14 protein-coding genes are annotated in these 15540 nt (G+C 34.8%); 5 read left to right on the top strand and 9 right to left on the bottom strand.

Annotated elements, in window-relative coordinates; all coding sequences use genetic code 11:
• Nucleotides 1–232: 232 nt before the first annotated feature.
• From MKS83_RS13270 to MKS83_RS13260, 3 genes are all read right to left on the bottom strand, one after another.
• A complete protein-coding gene (locus MKS83_RS13270; protein ID WP_240580085.1) occupies nucleotides 233–475 on the bottom strand; it encodes a hypothetical protein in 243 nt (80 codons plus the stop codon).
• Nucleotides 476–687: 212 nt separating this feature from the next.
• Nucleotides 688–1725: a patatin-like phospholipase family protein gene (locus MKS83_RS13265; protein WP_240580084.1), complete on the bottom strand. Its 1038-nt coding sequence runs from the start codon at nucleotides 1723–1725 to the stop codon at nucleotides 688–690.
• Between the two features lie 189 nt (nucleotides 1726–1914).
• A complete protein-coding gene (locus MKS83_RS13260; protein WP_240580083.1) occupies nucleotides 1915–2415 on the bottom strand; it encodes a M15 family metallopeptidase in 501 nt (166 codons plus the stop codon).
• 184 nt (nucleotides 2416–2599) lie between these two features.
• Here MKS83_RS13260 and MKS83_RS13255 point away from each other — a divergent pair, with 184 nt between their 5' ends.
• Nucleotides 2600–3877, top strand: coding sequence for a Y-family DNA polymerase (locus MKS83_RS13255; protein ID WP_240580082.1), 1278 nt, complete (start codon nucleotides 2600–2602; stop codon nucleotides 3875–3877).
• 71 nt (nucleotides 3878–3948) lie between these two features.
• Here MKS83_RS13255 and MKS83_RS13250 read toward each other — a convergent pair whose 3' ends face one another.
• From MKS83_RS13250 to MKS83_RS13240, 3 genes are all read right to left on the bottom strand, one after another.
• On the bottom strand, nucleotides 3949–4560 hold the full coding sequence (locus MKS83_RS13250; protein WP_240580081.1) for a YdeI/OmpD-associated family protein: 612 nt from the start codon (nucleotides 4558–4560) through the stop codon (nucleotides 3949–3951).
• Between the two features lie 5 nt (nucleotides 4561–4565).
• Nucleotides 4566–5699 carry a serine hydrolase domain-containing protein gene (locus MKS83_RS13245; protein ID WP_240580080.1) on the bottom strand — a complete coding sequence of 378 codons (1134 nt, stop codon included), beginning with the start codon at nucleotides 5697–5699 and terminating at the stop codon, nucleotides 4566–4568.
• A 193-nt stretch (nucleotides 5700–5892) separates the two neighbouring features.
• On the bottom strand, nucleotides 5893–7434 hold the full coding sequence (locus MKS83_RS13240; RefSeq protein WP_240580079.1) for a glycine--tRNA ligase: 1542 nt from the start codon (nucleotides 7432–7434) through the stop codon (nucleotides 5893–5895).
• A 374-nt stretch (nucleotides 7435–7808) separates the two neighbouring features.
• Here MKS83_RS13240 and MKS83_RS13235 point away from each other — a divergent pair, with 374 nt between their 5' ends.
• Both MKS83_RS13235 and MKS83_RS13230 read left to right on the top strand, forming a co-directional pair.
• Complete coding sequence (locus MKS83_RS13235) at nucleotides 7809–8504, top strand: pseudouridine synthase (protein WP_240580078.1); 696 nt, start codon at nucleotides 7809–7811, stop codon at nucleotides 8502–8504.
• 456 nt (nucleotides 8505–8960) lie between these two features.
• On the top strand, nucleotides 8961–9998 hold the full coding sequence (locus tag MKS83_RS13230) for a quinone-dependent dihydroorotate dehydrogenase (protein WP_240580077.1): 1038 nt from the start codon (nucleotides 8961–8963) through the stop codon (nucleotides 9996–9998).
• Between the two features lie 327 nt (nucleotides 9999–10325).
• Here MKS83_RS13230 and MKS83_RS13225 read toward each other — a convergent pair whose 3' ends face one another.
• Nucleotides 10326–11570, bottom strand: a complete 1245-nt coding sequence (locus MKS83_RS13225) for a DUF445 domain-containing protein (protein ID WP_240580076.1) — start codon at nucleotides 11568–11570, stop codon at nucleotides 10326–10328.
• Between the two features lie 170 nt (nucleotides 11571–11740).
• Here MKS83_RS13225 and msrB point away from each other — a divergent pair, with 170 nt between their 5' ends.
• Both msrB and MKS83_RS13215 read left to right on the top strand, forming a co-directional pair.
• Complete coding sequence (gene msrB, locus MKS83_RS13220) at nucleotides 11741–12184, top strand: peptide-methionine (R)-S-oxide reductase MsrB (protein ID WP_240580075.1); 444 nt, start codon at nucleotides 11741–11743, stop codon at nucleotides 12182–12184.
• Between the two features lie 128 nt (nucleotides 12185–12312).
• Nucleotides 12313–13068 carry a murein L,D-transpeptidase catalytic domain family protein gene (locus tag MKS83_RS13215; protein ID WP_100377360.1) on the top strand — a complete coding sequence of 252 codons (756 nt, stop codon included), beginning with the start codon at nucleotides 12313–12315 and terminating at the stop codon, nucleotides 13066–13068.
• A 194-nt stretch (nucleotides 13069–13262) separates the two neighbouring features.
• Here MKS83_RS13215 and MKS83_RS13210 read toward each other — a convergent pair whose 3' ends face one another.
• Entirely contained in the window at nucleotides 13263–14630 is a 1368-nt protein-coding gene (locus tag MKS83_RS13210) for a sensor histidine kinase (RefSeq protein ID WP_240580074.1), read from the bottom strand.
• Nucleotides 14627–15316: a response regulator transcription factor gene (locus MKS83_RS13205; protein ID WP_240580073.1), complete on the bottom strand. Its 690-nt coding sequence runs from the start codon at nucleotides 15314–15316 to the stop codon at nucleotides 14627–14629. Before MKS83_RS13205 ends, MKS83_RS13210 begins: the two co-directional genes overlap by 4 nt.
• Between the last annotated feature and the right edge of the window lie 224 nt (nucleotides 15317–15540).

Below are 15540 nucleotides of genomic sequence, written 5' to 3'. Positions count from 1 at the left end.
GCTTGTGTTGTCAGTTTTAGTCGGGTTTAAGCAAAGCGCCTCAACTTTTGTTTGCATTCTTGTTTCATAGTATTCTATTTTAGTTTGATTTTAAACACAGTTCAGGCTGTCCAACATGGTGTGAATGGTGAATTCAAAGGGTATTTGAGATATTATTGAATGGATTGGTGTACTACGTAAGTATCAAAAGAAATTGTTGGAAGTTTCTGAACTGTGCTTAAAAAAACAAGATTTACATATCTTCTTCAAGGATATCTTTCTCAAAATCTTCCCGGAAAAAGTTTTCGATGTCATTAAGATAATTGTCGTAATCGATCTCCATATTTTCAATGTCGTTCCATTCTATGGTGTAAAGATTTTCATCGAAAGAGATATGCGAATCAGATTTTGATATTTCCATGCCTTGTTGTTTGAGTTTTTCATTAAGGTTTGAACAGAATTTTGGCTGTTCATCATTAGGGAATGTTGAATTCAAAAGTTATGTTTTTAGTTTTTAATAATGAATTTTTGTGTTTTTATTTATACCTCAAAAGTAGAGGTGAGAAGCGACAAAACTTGACGTGATTAAATATTTGAGAAAAAATAATTATCTTTTTTTAAGTGCTTCTAAATCAGAATAAAAAATATAAGCTACTGTAATAAATATAATCAAAATAGCTTATATTAATGTTTTATAAGCTAAAAAGCTTATATTTTGTTTTTGATTAATTTCTGAACAATTTGATTTAAAATATCCCTGTTGTCGTCAATATAGCTTAATCCCGCTTGTATCAGGTTTTCAATATTGGATCTTCTTACATTATCCATTGCCGGAGAAGCATTTTTCAATGAAGGATTTAGTCGATAATAATTTTTCTGATTTCGAGTTCCTAAAGTCTGAAACATCTGACAAAGCTGATAATCTACAGTTTCAGCATTTGCTGACATTAGAATATCAATAATAGGATTTACCCAACCGATTTTGCCAGCTTTTTGAAGCTTTTTGAAAGAATAAGACTTTGATTCAATTCCGGTCCCGATTGAAACAATAATCATATCATTTACAGTCGGGTGATTGGCTTTCTGATGATTTTTCAACACTTCCGCAAAAGGAATTTTTCTCGCTTCAGCATAAGCGCAAAGTGCCGGATTATTGGCAAACATTCCTCCATCGATAAGGCTGAAGATCTGTCCGTACATGGATCTGATCTGAACCGGCGTAAAATAAGTCGGTGCTGCAGAAGTAGCCCTACAGACATCTTTTACATAAAAATTATCGGTGCTTAAATAGGCATTCCACGAGTTAAATAATTTTGCCCTTCTGTTTTCGATATCATAACTTGTAATTAAGCAGGGTTTTATTAATTCTTTAAGTTCTAAATTTCCAAAAAAGTCATTTAAATTTTTTTCAAGGGCTTCCTGCGATATTTTTTCATTCAGTAATCCGAAAGGATTTACCAAACGCTCCCAAAAAGAAACCTGAAATATGTCTCCCCCTTTTTCAGCATATAATTCCAGTCCTTTTTGGATAGAATATTTTGCCTTCCGGTGTTCATCGGGACATAGAATAATAGATGCAATTAATCCTCCGGTACTGCTTCCCGCAACAAGATCGAAATAATCGCCAAGCTTTGCAGTGGGATGGTCAAGCAATTGTAGCTGTTCTTCCATATAGCGCAGAATAATACAGGTGATAATTCCTCTGATTCCGCCGCCGTCTAAAGAAAGAATGGTTGTCTTTTTCATATGATTTTTTTTACTTTTTCTAGAAACACTTTTGTCCTTTAGGCAAGTAAAACCAATAACTTTTTTAAAAATAATTATTGGTTTTAACTTATTATACAAGGATATTTTTGTTGTTTTTCTATACAGTAAAAATAGTTCGGGAAGGCGACAGAACGTGTCGTATTAAAAATAATTTAAAATAAAATAGACTTAAAAAATCACGTAATTTTCTTTATCACGAGGCATTTTCATTAATGTTCTCCAGTTTGTTTTCACCAGGCCTTTCTTGGTGGGAATATTCTTCTTTTCAAAATGAGGAAGGTCTTTAAAGGTCTTCCAGTTTCCTCCCCAATCCCAGCCGTGTTTTGCAAAAATTTTCACACATTCGTACCAGTCCGCAACCCGATCATTATCCCAGTCTTTTACAGTGTCCCAACTTGCGATTTTTCCGTCGATGATCAGACAGATATCAACAGCAAGCCCATAATTGTGAATACTTTGACCGGCTTTGGCATTGGTTACTTTTTTCCCAGAGGTAATTCTTCCGATGGCATATAGCTTTTCCTGTTCTTCAAAGCTTCTTAAGCCCTGTGTAATTCTTACTTTGGCCCTTCCGGTTAAGGCTTCATCACATTCCTTAATGATCTGTTTCACTTCATCTCTTACGTAGGGGTGAAGTTTTTCAATCCTCTGTAGCGTTACTTTATCCATAGTATCAAATTTTTAGCGTTTTTGGAAAACAAAATTAAGCCTGTATAGCGACAAAACTTGACGTGTTTAAAATAAATTAATATTTTGTAAATCAGTTGTTTAATTTAGTTTTAAAATTTTAAATAATTACAGTTTTCTGTTTTAAAAATCATAATTTTGTGTATTGAAATGCAGTTTTTGAATCATGTATGCTTTAGTCGATTGCAACAATTTTTTTGTTTCATGTGAGAGAACCTTGAAGCCGGAACTTAATAACAAACCCGTTGTGGTACTTTCCAACAACGACGGATGTGTTGTATCCAGAAGTAAAGAAGCAAAAGACCTGGGAATTCCAATGGCAGCTCCTGCTTTTAAATATAAAGCACTCTTCAAAAAGCATGATGTACAGTGCTTTTCTGCAAAATTTGAGTTGTATAATTTTAAAAGCCAGCGTGTTATTGAAATTTCGAAAGCGTATGTTGACAAAACTGATTTTGAGGTGTACTCCATAGATGAATTGTTTTTAGATCTTAAAAGTTTTAAATACATTAATATTTACGACTACTGTATTGACATAAAAAATGAAATTTATGATAAAGAAAACATTCCTGTAAGTATTGGAATTGCTCCTACAAAAACACTGTGTAAAGTCGCCAATAGAATTGTGAAGAAAGATCCTGAAAGATTTAATGGAGTTTTTGCTTTAGATACTCCCGAAAAAATTGAAAAAGCTTTAAAGTGGTTGAATATAGGAGATGTTTGGGGAATCGGAAGACGATTGGCGGTAAAAATGCAGGACAACGGAGTTTTCAAAGCCTGGGATTTATTACAGAAACCTGAAATGTGGGTTCGTAAAATCATGGGAATTCATGGTGTAAGAATGGTGAATGAACTAAAAGGAATCCGTCAGTTAGAGCTGGATGCTCCGTCTCCGAAAAAATCGATTGCAGTGACCAGAAGTTTTATGGAAATGCTGACAACAAAAGAAGAGGTTCGGGAGCGTGTAGAAACTTTTGGAATGTATTGTTCGGAACGTTTAAGAAAACAAAATACCTGCTGTAAAATGGTAACGGTTTTTGTGCAGACCAACCGTTTCAGGAAAGACCTGCCCGAATATAGAAAGGCTATGACCCGAATTCTTCCTAATCCTACCAATTCGTCAATTCTGATAGGGAGAGTGGTGAATGAATTATTTGAAGCCATTTATAAAGAAGGTTTCCATTACAAAAGAGCCGGTGTTTTTGTCAATGATTTTGTTCCTGAAGATCAAAGGCAGATCAGCTTTTTTGAAGAGGATACTCAAAATCAGCATTTGCCGGTAATGAAAGCAATGGATGCCATGAATAAAAAATTCGGAAAAGACAAAGTCCGCCTCGGAAGTATGAGCGGACAAAATACTTTCGGACGTGCAAAATTATCTCCGGAGTATGAGGCGTTTTTAAAAAATAATACCCTTCCTGAAGCGAATTTTAGATTCCACTAAGAATTTAGTTAGAGAGATGCGAGATTCGTGTTTCGAGATGTTGTATGAATAGTTTTATTTACTTTCCTAAATTATTTTTTCATATACTTCCAGTTTCTTGCTTTTCCCTCAGAAAGCCATTCTATAGCCTGCTCCATTCGCTTATTTCTGGTAGCCTCCGTTTTAGCCTCTGTGAGCCAGTTGATGTATTCTTTACGGAAAGACGGTGAACCTTGTGTAAATACTTCTAAAGCTTTTTTATTTTGTTTCAGGGCAGCCTGGAAGTAATCAGGAACTTCGGTTTCCGTTTTGGAAGGAGGTGCTTTTTTCAGGGTTACCCCCATGTCTGTAAGTTCCATGGCTTCCAAAATCATTTCTTTCAGTAGAGATTTTGCAGGAAGATCTTCCACTTTAGTGATTTTTCCTAAGCTGAACATATTGGTTTTTTCGACATCGGTTTCAATGTTCTTAAGTGTTTTCATGGAGTCATGCAGCCAAAATCCCAGGCTGCAATACTGCTTAAATGAAACCATAGAACAAAGGATTTTATTTTGATACATAAAAGTGGGGAACTTCCATTTGATGGCTTCTTCCGTATGCGGGCATGCCTCATGAACGGTTTCCCGGATATAGTTTAAAATAGGTTTTGCAAAATCCTGGGATTTCTCAATATATTCATCGACTTTTGTATTATATTTTTCCATAGATACTACTGAAATAATGATACGGTTTCATTCACGAGAAATTTTACCTGATCTGGTCTTCCTCTGTCGGTTTTTGGAAGATTGTTGTAGCTTCCCGTTCTTACGATGACCATATTGTGCTCAGGGACCATGATAATGTATTGTCCTTGAAGTCCAAGGAAATAATAATGTTTTATGGGATTATCATTATTGATCCAGAATCCCATTCCGTAAATATCCTCAGATTTTTTAGTAGGCGTTCTCATCTGATTAATGAAATCAAGATTCAGAATCTGCTGGTCATCTGATTTTCCGTCATCCAAAAATAATTGTCCCAGTTTGGCAAAATCTCGTGCATTAGAATGAATACAGCAGTATGTTTTTTCCATTCCGCTTTCATCGGTACTCCATTCCGCATATTGTTCCATTCCCAAAGGAATCCAGAATTTTTCTGATAAATAGCTTGCTAACGATTGACCGACGGCTTTTCTCACAGCAAAACCGAGGAGCTGCGTAGATCCGCTTTGGTACTCAAATCTTTCGCCTGGATTTTCTTTGAATTTCCTTGAAAATGTAGCGTCGATAAGACTTTTTCCGTAATACGCTTTTGCATTGGGTAAAAAAGGATTTTTATAGTCTTCATCCCAGTTCAGGCCGGCTTCCATCTGGGCTAAATTTCTAAGTGTCAATTGATCTCCGAATTCTTTATTCCTAAATTCTTCAAAATAATCGGAGAATTTATCATCAATACTTTTTATTTTACCTTCTTCCAGAGCTTTTCCCAAAAGCATGACAGTAACGGCCTTTGCCATAGAAAAAGAATTGGTCTTTGAAAGTTGATTATAACCGTTCCAGTATTGTTCATGAACCAGTTTTCCATTTTTTACAACAAGAAAAGAAGCGGTATAGGATTGAATTAAATCATCAACTATATTTTTCGGTAATTCTGTTTTGTTATATTCAGCAGCTTCTTCCCAGAGTTTTGGTATTTTCGTAGCGATGAGGTTACTGGAGAATAACTTACCATCATCAATATTGGCACTGGATTTTCCGCGCAGATAGGTTTTTGAAATCCCGTTAAAAAGATAGGCATATCCTGAAAGGTACATGATGCTTACCAAAGCAATAATCCCAGTAATGAAGTAAAAGAAGATTGTCATATCATTTGATCTATAACAAATTTAAAATAATTTTAAAAACATGGAATGAAATTATTTTCTAAAGGTTCCACATTCAAATTTTTGTTTTTATCTGTTTTATAGAATTATGGTTATGATTCAAATTACATGAGAATAACAAAATAAGGCATAGACGATAAAAAATAAAGCCCTGAGAAACCAGGGCTTTATACATTTATATTTTTGAAAGTAAATTTCTGAAATTTGTTTTCTCATCAATGATTCTTCTCAGTTCAGAAACCGGAACTCTTTCCTGTTCCATCGTGTCTCTGTCTCTGATCGTCACGGTGTGATCTGTTAAAGAATCGTGATCGATGGTGATACAGTAAGGTGTACCGATCGCATCCTGTCTTCTGTAACGTTTTCCGATCGCGTCTTTTTCTTCATAAAATAAGTTGAAATCATATTTCAAATCGTTGAAGATTTGTTCGGCATATTCTGCCAAACCATCTTTCTTCATTAATGGAAGAATGGCTGCTTTTATTGGCGCTAAAGCTGGTGGTAAAGATAAAACCGTTCTCTCTGAACCGTCTTCCAATACTTCGTCTCTTAAACAATGAGAGAATATAGCAAGGAATAATCGATCTAGACCTACTGAAGTTTCCACCACATAAGGAACATAATTCTGGTTTCTTTCAGGATCAAAGAACTGTAGTTTTCTTCCTGAGAATTCTTCGTGAGCTTTTAAATCGAAATCCGTTCTCGAGTGAATACCTTCCAGTTCTTTAAATCCGAATGGGAAGTTAAATTCAATATCTGCGGCTGCATTTGCGTAGTGCGCTAGTTTTTCATGATCATGGAATCTGTAATTTTCATTACCTAGACCTAAAGCCAAGTGCCAGTTGAGACGTTTTTGCTTCCACTGTTCGTAGAATTCAAGTTCCGTTCCCGGAGCTACGAAGAACTGCATTTCCATCTGTTCAAATTCACGCATTCTGAAGATAAACTGTCTTGCAACGATCTCATTTCTGAATGCTTTTCCGATTTGGGCAATACCAAAAGGAAGTCTGTGACGTGAAGTCTTCTGAACATTCAAAAAGTTAACGAAAATCCCCTGAGCGGTTTCCGGTCTTAAATAAAGATCCATCGCCGAATCTGCAGAAGCTCCTAATTTAGTTCCGAACATCAAATTGAATTGTCTTACTTCCGTCCAGTTTTTAGAACCTGTATCTGGATCAGCAATTTCCAATTCTTCGATTAAAGCTTTTACATCAGCAAGATCTTCATTTTCCAGAGATTTTGCCAGTCTTGCCAGAATAGCTTCTCTTTTTGCTCTGTATTCCAACACTTTTGGATTCGTCGCAACAAACTGATCTTTATCGAAAGACTCACCGAATCTTTTTGCTGCTTTTTCGATCTCCTTATTCTCTTTATCTTCAATTTTAGCACAGTAATCTTCTACCAAAACGTCTGCTCTGAAACGTTTTTTAGAATCTTTATTATCAATTAATGGATCGTTGAAAGCGTCTACGTGGCCCGATGCCTTCCATGTTGTTGGGTGCATCAAAATTGCTGAATCAATGCCGACAATATTTTCGTTAAGCTGTACCATCGCTTTCCACCAATATTGTTTGATATTATTTTTTAACTCGGCACCGTTTTGTCCATAATCATAAACAGCGGATAAACCATCGTAGATCTCACTCGAAGGGAAAATAAAACCATATTCTTTAGCGTGAGAAATCACTTTCTTGAAAACATCTTCTTGCTTTGCCATAATTTTTTTCGTCTGAAGTGCAAAAATAGGAATTTGAATCCCAATTCCATGAGATTCAATAAAAAAAGCTGTTAATAAACAGACAATATTTGGAGTTTTAATTTTTAGGAGCTGGAACCTGCTTTCGCTACTCGCTTTTTCTTAGGTTTGGCTGCGGCGGCGGAGCCGCCGCAGCCAAACCTAAGAAAAGAGCTCAAACATGCCACTCAATCAGGGCTAATGACTGAAGCATATTTTAAAAACAAACCTCATAGGTCTTTAAAACTTATGAGGTTTAGCAATAGTTAAACTTTATTTAAAAAATTGAATCTTTATCATCCGAAATCTTCAAGGTTTGAAATAGTATTTAATTTAGAAATCTCTACTTTTGCCCCATGCTAGAAATTCTTTATCGCGACGAACATCTTATTGCCATCAACAAACCCAGCGGATTATTGGTTCACAAATCTTTTTATTCGGGAGATGCGGATACTTACGCGATTCAGGAATTGAAAAAACAGATTGGGCAAAAAGTTTATCCCATACATCGGCTAGACCGAAAAACATCGGGCGTTTTGTTGTTCACTTTAGATAAAGAAACGTTGAGAATCATGAGCGATCAGTTTGCATCAAGAGAAGTCGAGAAGAAATACATCGCCATTCTTCGTGGCTGGGCAAAGGAAGAAGAAACGATCGATTACGATTTAGTTAACGAAAATGAAGTCAAACAAAATGCGGTAACGTACTATCATCGTCTGCAGACTTCGGAAATCGATTTACCTTTTTTAAAGCATCAGACTTCAAGATATTGTTTAGTAGAAGCGATTCCTGAAACAGGACGGTTTCATCAGCTGAGAAAACATTTTAAACATATCCTACATCCCATCTTAGGCTGTCGCAAGCATGGCTGCAATAAACAGAATAAATTGTGGCTGCAAACATTTGGAATCAACAAAATGACGCTTCATGCCCATCAATTGATTTTTAATCACCCTGTTTCTAATGAAAGAATTACGGTGAATGCAACTATAGATGATGAATTCAAAAGGGTAGGGGATATTTTGAAATTAGATTTGAGTGCATATTCTTAATTTCTTATTAAGATACAGTTTGTCATGCTGTAAGCATCTAAGCATAGTATTGGAGAATCATTTGTAAAATTCTAGCTTGGATTCCTACGGAATGACAACCTTTGAGAGTATTCAATACTAATGAAAAATGATTACAATGGAAAGTAGAAATATCATCAAATAACATCTAAACGCAAAGATTTAATTATTTGAAATTTTGATTTTTAGAAAGGTAAAGACAAATAAATTTGTGAACGTAATACTTCATCAAATCAACTTATTGATTACTACTTTGTTCACTCAACATAATACGCTTAAGAAATAAAAACTTTGCGTTAAAAAACAATCTCACATATTTTACCGATTATGCAGATGTCTGGTTATATAGATGTCATTAATAATGCTTTTTTTCATAAAATATCATAGGGTAACCAAACATTAATTTTAAAATGAGTATTTTTGTAAAACTTTTTTTCAATGTACAAATCGCTCATTCGTCCGATTCTTTTCAAATTCGATCCTGAAGAAGTCCACTACTTTACTTTTTCAATGCTAAAGAATGTTGGATTCCTCACTAAATTATTTTTCCCAAAACCTATTAAAGACAAACGTCTGGAAAGAGAAGTTTTTGGATTAAAATTTAAAAATCCTGTAGGATTGGCTGCTGGTTTTGATAAAAATGCAGTTTTGTTCAATGAACTAGGAGATTTAGGTTTTGGATTTGTAGAAATAGGAACAGTAACGCCAAGAGCTCAAGCAGGAAATCCAAAGAAAAGATTGTTCAGGCTCATTGAAGATGGCGGAATAATTAACAGGATGGGCTTTAATAATGATGGCCTTCAGGCTGCGATTGAAAAACTGAAAGGCAATAAAGGAAAAATCATCATCGGCGGAAATATCGGAAAAAATACAGATACGGCTCCGGAAAATTATACCCAGGATTATCTGGATTGTTTTGAAGGGCTTCATCCCTACGTAGATTATTTCGTACTGAATGTAAGCTGTCCGAATGTTGGCAGTCACGCCAAACTGGAAGACGTAGAATATCTACGAGAGCTGATTACTGAAGTTAAGAAAATCAACCAATCAAAAGCTATACAGAAGCCGATTTTACTGAAAATTGCTCCGGATTTAAATAATAATCAATTAGACGAAATTATTGAACTGATCGCTGAAACGAAAATCGACGGAATTGTAGTTTCCAATACATCAGTTAACAGAGAAGGGCTTAAAACTTCGCCAGAGATTCTGGCACAAATCGGAAACGGAGGTTTGAGCGGAAAACCTATTCGTGAGAGAAGCACAAAAATGATCAAATACCTTTCGGAAAAAAGCAACAGAGTATTCCCGATCATCGGAGTTGGTGGAATTCATTCTGCTAAAGATGCAATAGAGAAACTTGATGCAGGAGCTACTTTAGTTCAGTTGTACACGGGTTTCATCTACGAAGGTCCGGAATTGATTAATGATATCAATAAAGAAGTTTTAAAAAGAGCAAGCCGTTTACCAAAATAATTTTCAAGCAATGAATATTATAATCTTAGCCATTTTGAATATATTTCTTATTTCAGTATTGAAATTTTTATTTCCTGTAATGAAAGAAATAAGAATTGGAACCGAAGATTTCTACCCCAATCTTTTTAGAAAAATATTTAAGAAAAAATAGAGAGAGCTTTGAGCTCTCTTTTTTATTGCAAAAACTTTGACGGTTTGTCATTTCGACAAAAAGGGGAAATCTGATTTATGATTAAGTGATTCTTCATTTCACTTCTGAACTTCGTTCGTAAACCTTCAGTTTATATTCAGAATGACAAGACATTATTTAAAAGAGAAATAACTTTATTAAAGGAAAAAATGAGCAATCGTATAAATTATCAATCCAACCAATCCTCCAACTAAAGTTCCGTTGACCCGGATGAATTGAAGGTCTTTTCCAACTTCCAGCTCCAGTTTTTCGCTTAATTCTTTTCCCTGCCAGTTTCCTACGGTTGAGCTGATGAGGTTTCCGAACTGATGGGTGTTTTTCAGGATATACTTATAAGCCGTTACGCGAATCCAGTGGTCAATTTTATGTTGAAGGACTTCATCGGTTTTCAGGTTTTGCGAAAATTCGTTCAGGTTTTTTGAAATATAATTTTTTAAAGAAGACTGATCTTCCTGTAATTCTTTTTTCAATGTGTTTTTTATGGAAATCCAGATATCACTTGAATATTCATCAAGTTTATTACCCTTTAAAAGATCATTTTTAATATTTTTAAATTCATCTTCCCATTTCGGATCCTGTTTTAGTTCGTTGGAGAACTCATAAATTTTCCGGGTAACCAAAGCTCTGATTTCGTGGTTGGGGTCTTCTTCAACTTCTTTGAAAAAATCTGAAAGTCCACTTGCAATTTTATCAGCAATTTTATTGTCAACAAAAGCAGGAATAAAGGAATAACTTCCCTTTTTTACACGTTCCTGAATCATTTCATCATTTTCAAGGATATAATTCTTAATCTGAGAAGAAAGATTGGTGATCATTTTCTGATGATCATTTTTGTCCAAAAGATAAGTGATCCCGTTTCCGAGAATGACATTTAATTTAATCGTATCTGTCATTTCCGAAACCTTTTTACTGATGAAATGGCTCACTTCAGAATCATCAAGCTTGTTTAAAATATCTAAAACAATATCTGAAAGATTTTTAATGAGAATCTCCTGATTTTTTTCCTTTACCAGCCATTCACCTACAAAGCCTGAAACTTTTAATTTCTGGATATAAGGACGGATATTTTGAGGTGATAGAAAATTATTGACTACAAAACTTCCCAGGTTGTCACCCAGTTTTTCCTTACTGTTTTCAATCAGGTTGGTGTGTGGAATGGGTAAACCGAGCGGATGACGAAATAATGCAGTAACGGCAAACCAGTCTGCTAAAGCACCAACCATTGCGGCTTCGGAAAATGCTCTGACATAGCCGATCCAATGAGAATCGATGGTCTTCTGTAAAAGAGTGGTTATAATGAAAATTACCGCCATCAGAAGAAATAATCCGGTGGCAAATGCTTTATATTTCCTTAATTGTTTTCTTTTGGCTTCATCATTCATATGCTCAAATTTAGTAAATTTGGTTGTGAACTTATGATTTATTCTCACCACAAAAGTCACAAAAGATCAAATACATCTTTTTTAAATCATTATTTTTCTTTTAAAAAGGCTTAAAGCTTCTGTGACTTTTGTGGTTTAATTTAAATTTCAAAAACAGTTAAAATAATCCTATGGAAAACCAAGCAAAAAACAATCCATACTATTCCAGAACCGAGACTGCGAAACTCGATATTCCCAATGAAGAATGGAAAAAGATCCTTGCTCCGGATTTATATGCAATCTCAAGAGAAGCGGCAACAGAAAGAGCTTTTACCGGAAAATACAACGATTTTGATGAATTGGGAGAATATTATTGTGCAGTTTGCGGAAATCATTTATTCCGTTCGACGACGAAATTTTCAAGCAGCTGCGGATGGCCGAGTTTCTTTGAAGCTGATAAGGAAGGGGTATATTATAAAAGAGATTTAACGTATGGCATGGATCGGGTAGAGGTGCTTTGCAAGAGATGCGATTCGCATTTGGGACATGTATTTGATGATGGCCCGAAACCTACAGGACTACGCTATTGCATGAATTCTATAAGCCTGGAATTTGTTCCTGATTCTGAAAAATAAGAGGGTTTTATTCACAGAATCAGGAAGTTAAATTTTCTTAAATTGAGTTAAACTTTGTGGAGTTATTCCTGTTAAGTAATTATGTTTTAATACATTTGCTGACTAATTTGGATTTAACATAATATTGAATGAAAGGATTTTTTAGTTTATTAAGTATTGTTTACATGGTAACTACTTCATTCTATTTGTCTCCAAGAAAGGCAATTGTAAAGAATGAAATAAGTACAAAAAAAATTGAAAGAGTAGCCACGAAATCTGAGAAAACTGTTGAAAAAGCAGTGTCTTCATCAGAAGAATTATACAAGTCTATATCATTTGAGCAAGGGCATGAGCTTAACGAAGAAGTTTTCTTTAAAGCTCTAACAGGTTTTGAGAATTTGAAGAAAGCTGGTTTGCTTAATTCGGAGTCGCATTTACTTACAGTATGCGATTTTTCTATGTCCTCCAATACAAAAAGACTTTGGGTAATTGATATTAATGAAAAGAAAGTATTATTCAATTCGCTGGTTGCCCACGGAAAAAACACGGGTGAAGAGTTTGCAACGAACTTTTCCAATACGGAAAGTTCGCTTCAAAGCAGCTTAGGATTTTACATTACCGATGCAACGTATAACGGAGACAACGGGTTTTCTCTGAGATTGCTGGGAATGGATAAAGGGTTTAATGATGCGGCTTACAGAAGAGCGATCGTAATGCACGGTGCGGATTATGTAAGTGATGAATTTGCAGCAATGCACAAAAGGATCGGAAGAAGTTGGGGATGTCCCGCTGTTCCAAGAGATCTTACACAGCCGATCATTAATACGATAAAAGGAAGGAATCTTCTCTTTATTTATTATCCTGATCAGAATTACCTTTCCAAATCGGAATGGTTGAAAGCGTAAAACAAAAGCAGTCTGTTACGGACTGCTTTTTTATTGGACTTAATTAGCCACAAAGTCACAAAAACCATTTAATGTTTTCAAAAGAAATGAATTATAGATTTTTTCAAAGCTAATATGTTCTTTTTTGCAGTGTGATTTTAACTTTAAATAAACTCCGGTGTTTAGATCTTTTGTGACTTTTGTGGTTGATTTTTTTATGAACTAAATTTTATCGTAAAAATACTTCCTTTTGAAGGCTCAGACTGTAGTGAAAGTTTTCCCTGATGCATTTCCACAATTCTTTTTACAATAGACAATCCGATACCGTTCCCTTTTTCATAGTTCTTATTGTTTCCGCGATAAAATAAATCGAAAATTTTGGTCTGATCTTCCTCTGAAATGCCAATTCCGTGGTCTATGAAGCGAATTTCCAGATTATTATTTTGTACGTCAATTTCAACATGACAGTTTTTATCCGAAGAATATTTACAGCTGTTTTCCATTAAATTAAGAAAAGCAATCTGCAGCAAATAAGGATTTCCGTGAAAGTCATAGTTGCTCTCATCTTTATCCGCAAGATTGTCCATATAATGAATCCCGATTTTATAGGTCGGATTTTTTTGAAGCAAAGCCACTTTTGCGTCGGCCAAAATCTCATCCAGACGAAGTTCTACAAAGCTGATTTGAGAAACATCATAACTCGCCCGCGCAAAATCGAGTAAAGCCGATGATAGTTGTGAAGCATGATTGGCATCCTGCAAAGCATTCTCAATTGAAATTTTGTAATCTTCTAATGTTACATTCAGCTCTTTAGCGAGCTCAAGCTCAGCGATTAAGGTCGAAAGCGGAGTTCTGAATTCGTGGGAAATAGTCGTTACAAATTGTTTGTGATTGTTGAATGATTTTTCTAAACGGTTAAAAGTTGAATTAAAAGTTTCGGTGAGCTCATAAATTTCATCTTTTGCTTTTGGAACGATCAATCTTTTGTTGAGGTTATGTTCCGAAATATCGCGGATCTGAAGGATAATATCTTTTAAAGGTTTCAGCGTGTAATAGGAAAACAGAAATCCAATGATGAAAATAATCAGAATTGAAATGATATAAATAATAATAATGTCTTTCTTAAATTCTTCAATATGAGCGTTTCCGGTAACATCTACCGCACTTCCGATAATGTAAAAATTCTCATGATTGAATTCATATTTAAAGGCCATATATTGGCGGTCTTTCCGTTGCCAGGTTATTCTGTTTTTTTTCGTTTTAATTAATTGATTTAAATAATACTGATTTTTTGAAGACGGTTCAATATCAGTAAAGATCAGTTCTTTTTTGCTATTGTAAACGCTGATATCTGCTTCATTCAGGAGTTTCTTATTGCGTTCGTGCAGTTCACGGATTTTCGCATCATCCATTTTCGCATCAAAAAGAAACTCAGATCTCCACGTGATTTTGTAGCCCAATCGGTCATTAAATTCATCTTCCCTGTTTTTTTCAGAGACAAAATACAGGGTATAGGCAAAAACAAAAAGAATTCCTGCGGTAAGAATGGCGTAATTGAGAGCAGTTCTGGTCGCTATTTTCATAACTGATGTGTAAAAATGAATCCCATTCCGGGTTTGGTATGAATCAGTTTTTCATCGAAATCTTTATCAATCTTTTTTCGCAGATACGCGATATAAACATCAATATAATTGGTTCCGGTATCAAAATGATTTCCCCATACATTCTCAGCAATTTCTTCCCGGCTCAGAACCCTGTCTGCATGGGTCATAAGAAAAACCAACAATTTAAATTCCTTCGGAGTCAGACTGATTTCTTTTTCGTTTCTGAAAACGCGGTTCGTATTGATATTGACAATAAGGTTTTGATATTCAATTAAATTTGAAGAATCGCTTTTCTTGGGTAAAGATGATTTTCTTAATAAAACCGCTTTTATTCTTGCATATAATTCTCTTATTTCAAAAGGTTTTACCATATAATCATCTGCTCCGGCATCAAACCCTTCAATTTTTTCATCAATTGTTCCTAAAGCCGTAAGCATAATGATGGGTAGATCAGGGTTTTTCTGTTTGATGATTTTACTTAATTCAATACCGTTCATTTGCGGAAGCATGATATCAGTAATCACGAGATCAATAGCAATTCTTTCGATCATGACTAAGGCATCTTCTGCATCTTCCGAAATATAAATTTTGTAGTCCTGACTTTCCAGCCCTCTTTTTAAAAGCGCAGAAACACGGGAATTATCTTCTATAATTAAAATGGTCATGTGAAAAATAATTTCAGAACAGATTTTCAGATTTTATTTTGAAATAGTATTGATAGCTGACTGATTATCAGTCACTGTTTAATTTCTTATACAAAGGTATTCCATATTTTCATTTTAAAAGAACAGATTTATTCTTTTAATGGATTTCTAAAGATTTTCTAATGGTTTTCTAACGATGTTCCTTGTTTTTCGAGTCTAATTTTGTCCTGTTGAAATCAACAAAA

Origin of the sequence: Chryseobacterium sp. Y16C (assembly GCF_022488405.1) — a bacterium.
Taxonomy (GTDB): Bacteria; Bacteroidota; Bacteroidia; order Flavobacteriales; family Weeksellaceae; genus Chryseobacterium; species Chryseobacterium geocarposphaerae.
This window is presented reverse-complemented; position numbering and strand designations above follow the sequence as displayed.

What these genes read in the sequence shown, in the direction of transcription:
- MKS83_RS13205 (WP_240580073.1), bottom strand. Translation starts at nt 15,316, where the DNA reads ATGACCATTTTAATTATAGAAGATAATTCCCGTGTTTCTGCGCTTTTA.
- MKS83_RS13225 (WP_240580076.1), bottom strand. Translation starts at nt 11,570, where the DNA reads ATGAATGATGAAGCCAAAAGAAAACAATTAAGGAAATATAAAGCATTT.
- MKS83_RS13210 (WP_240580074.1), bottom strand. Translation starts at nt 14,630, where the DNA reads ATGAAAATAGCGACCAGAACTGCTCTCAATTACGCCATTCTTACCGCA.
- MKS83_RS13265 (WP_240580084.1), bottom strand. Translation starts at nt 1,725, where the DNA reads ATGAAAAAGACAACCATTCTTTCTTTAGACGGCGGCGGAATCAGAGGA.
- MKS83_RS13215 (WP_100377360.1), top strand. Translation starts at nt 12,313, where the DNA reads ATGAAAGGATTTTTTAGTTTATTAAGTATTGTTTACATGGTAACTACT.
- MKS83_RS13240 (WP_240580079.1), bottom strand. Translation starts at nt 7,434, where the DNA reads ATGGCAAAGCAAGAAGATGTTTTCAAGAAAGTGATTTCTCACGCTAAA.
- MKS83_RS13250 (WP_240580081.1), bottom strand. Translation starts at nt 4,560, where the DNA reads ATGGAAAAATATAATACAAAAGTCGATGAATATATTGAGAAATCCCAG.
- MKS83_RS13235 (WP_240580078.1), top strand. Translation starts at nt 7,809, where the DNA reads ATGCTAGAAATTCTTTATCGCGACGAACATCTTATTGCCATCAACAAA.
- MKS83_RS13230 (WP_240580077.1), top strand. Translation starts at nt 8,961, where the DNA reads ATGTACAAATCGCTCATTCGTCCGATTCTTTTCAAATTCGATCCTGAA.
- MKS83_RS13255 (WP_240580082.1), top strand. Translation starts at nt 2,600, where the DNA reads ATGTATGCTTTAGTCGATTGCAACAATTTTTTTGTTTCATGTGAGAGA.
- msrB (WP_240580075.1), top strand. Translation starts at nt 11,741, where the DNA reads ATGGAAAACCAAGCAAAAAACAATCCATACTATTCCAGAACCGAGACT.
- MKS83_RS13245 (WP_240580080.1), bottom strand. Translation starts at nt 5,699, where the DNA reads ATGACAATCTTCTTTTACTTCATTACTGGGATTATTGCTTTGGTAAGC.
- MKS83_RS13260 (WP_240580083.1), bottom strand. Translation starts at nt 2,415, where the DNA reads ATGGATAAAGTAACGCTACAGAGGATTGAAAAACTTCACCCCTACGTA.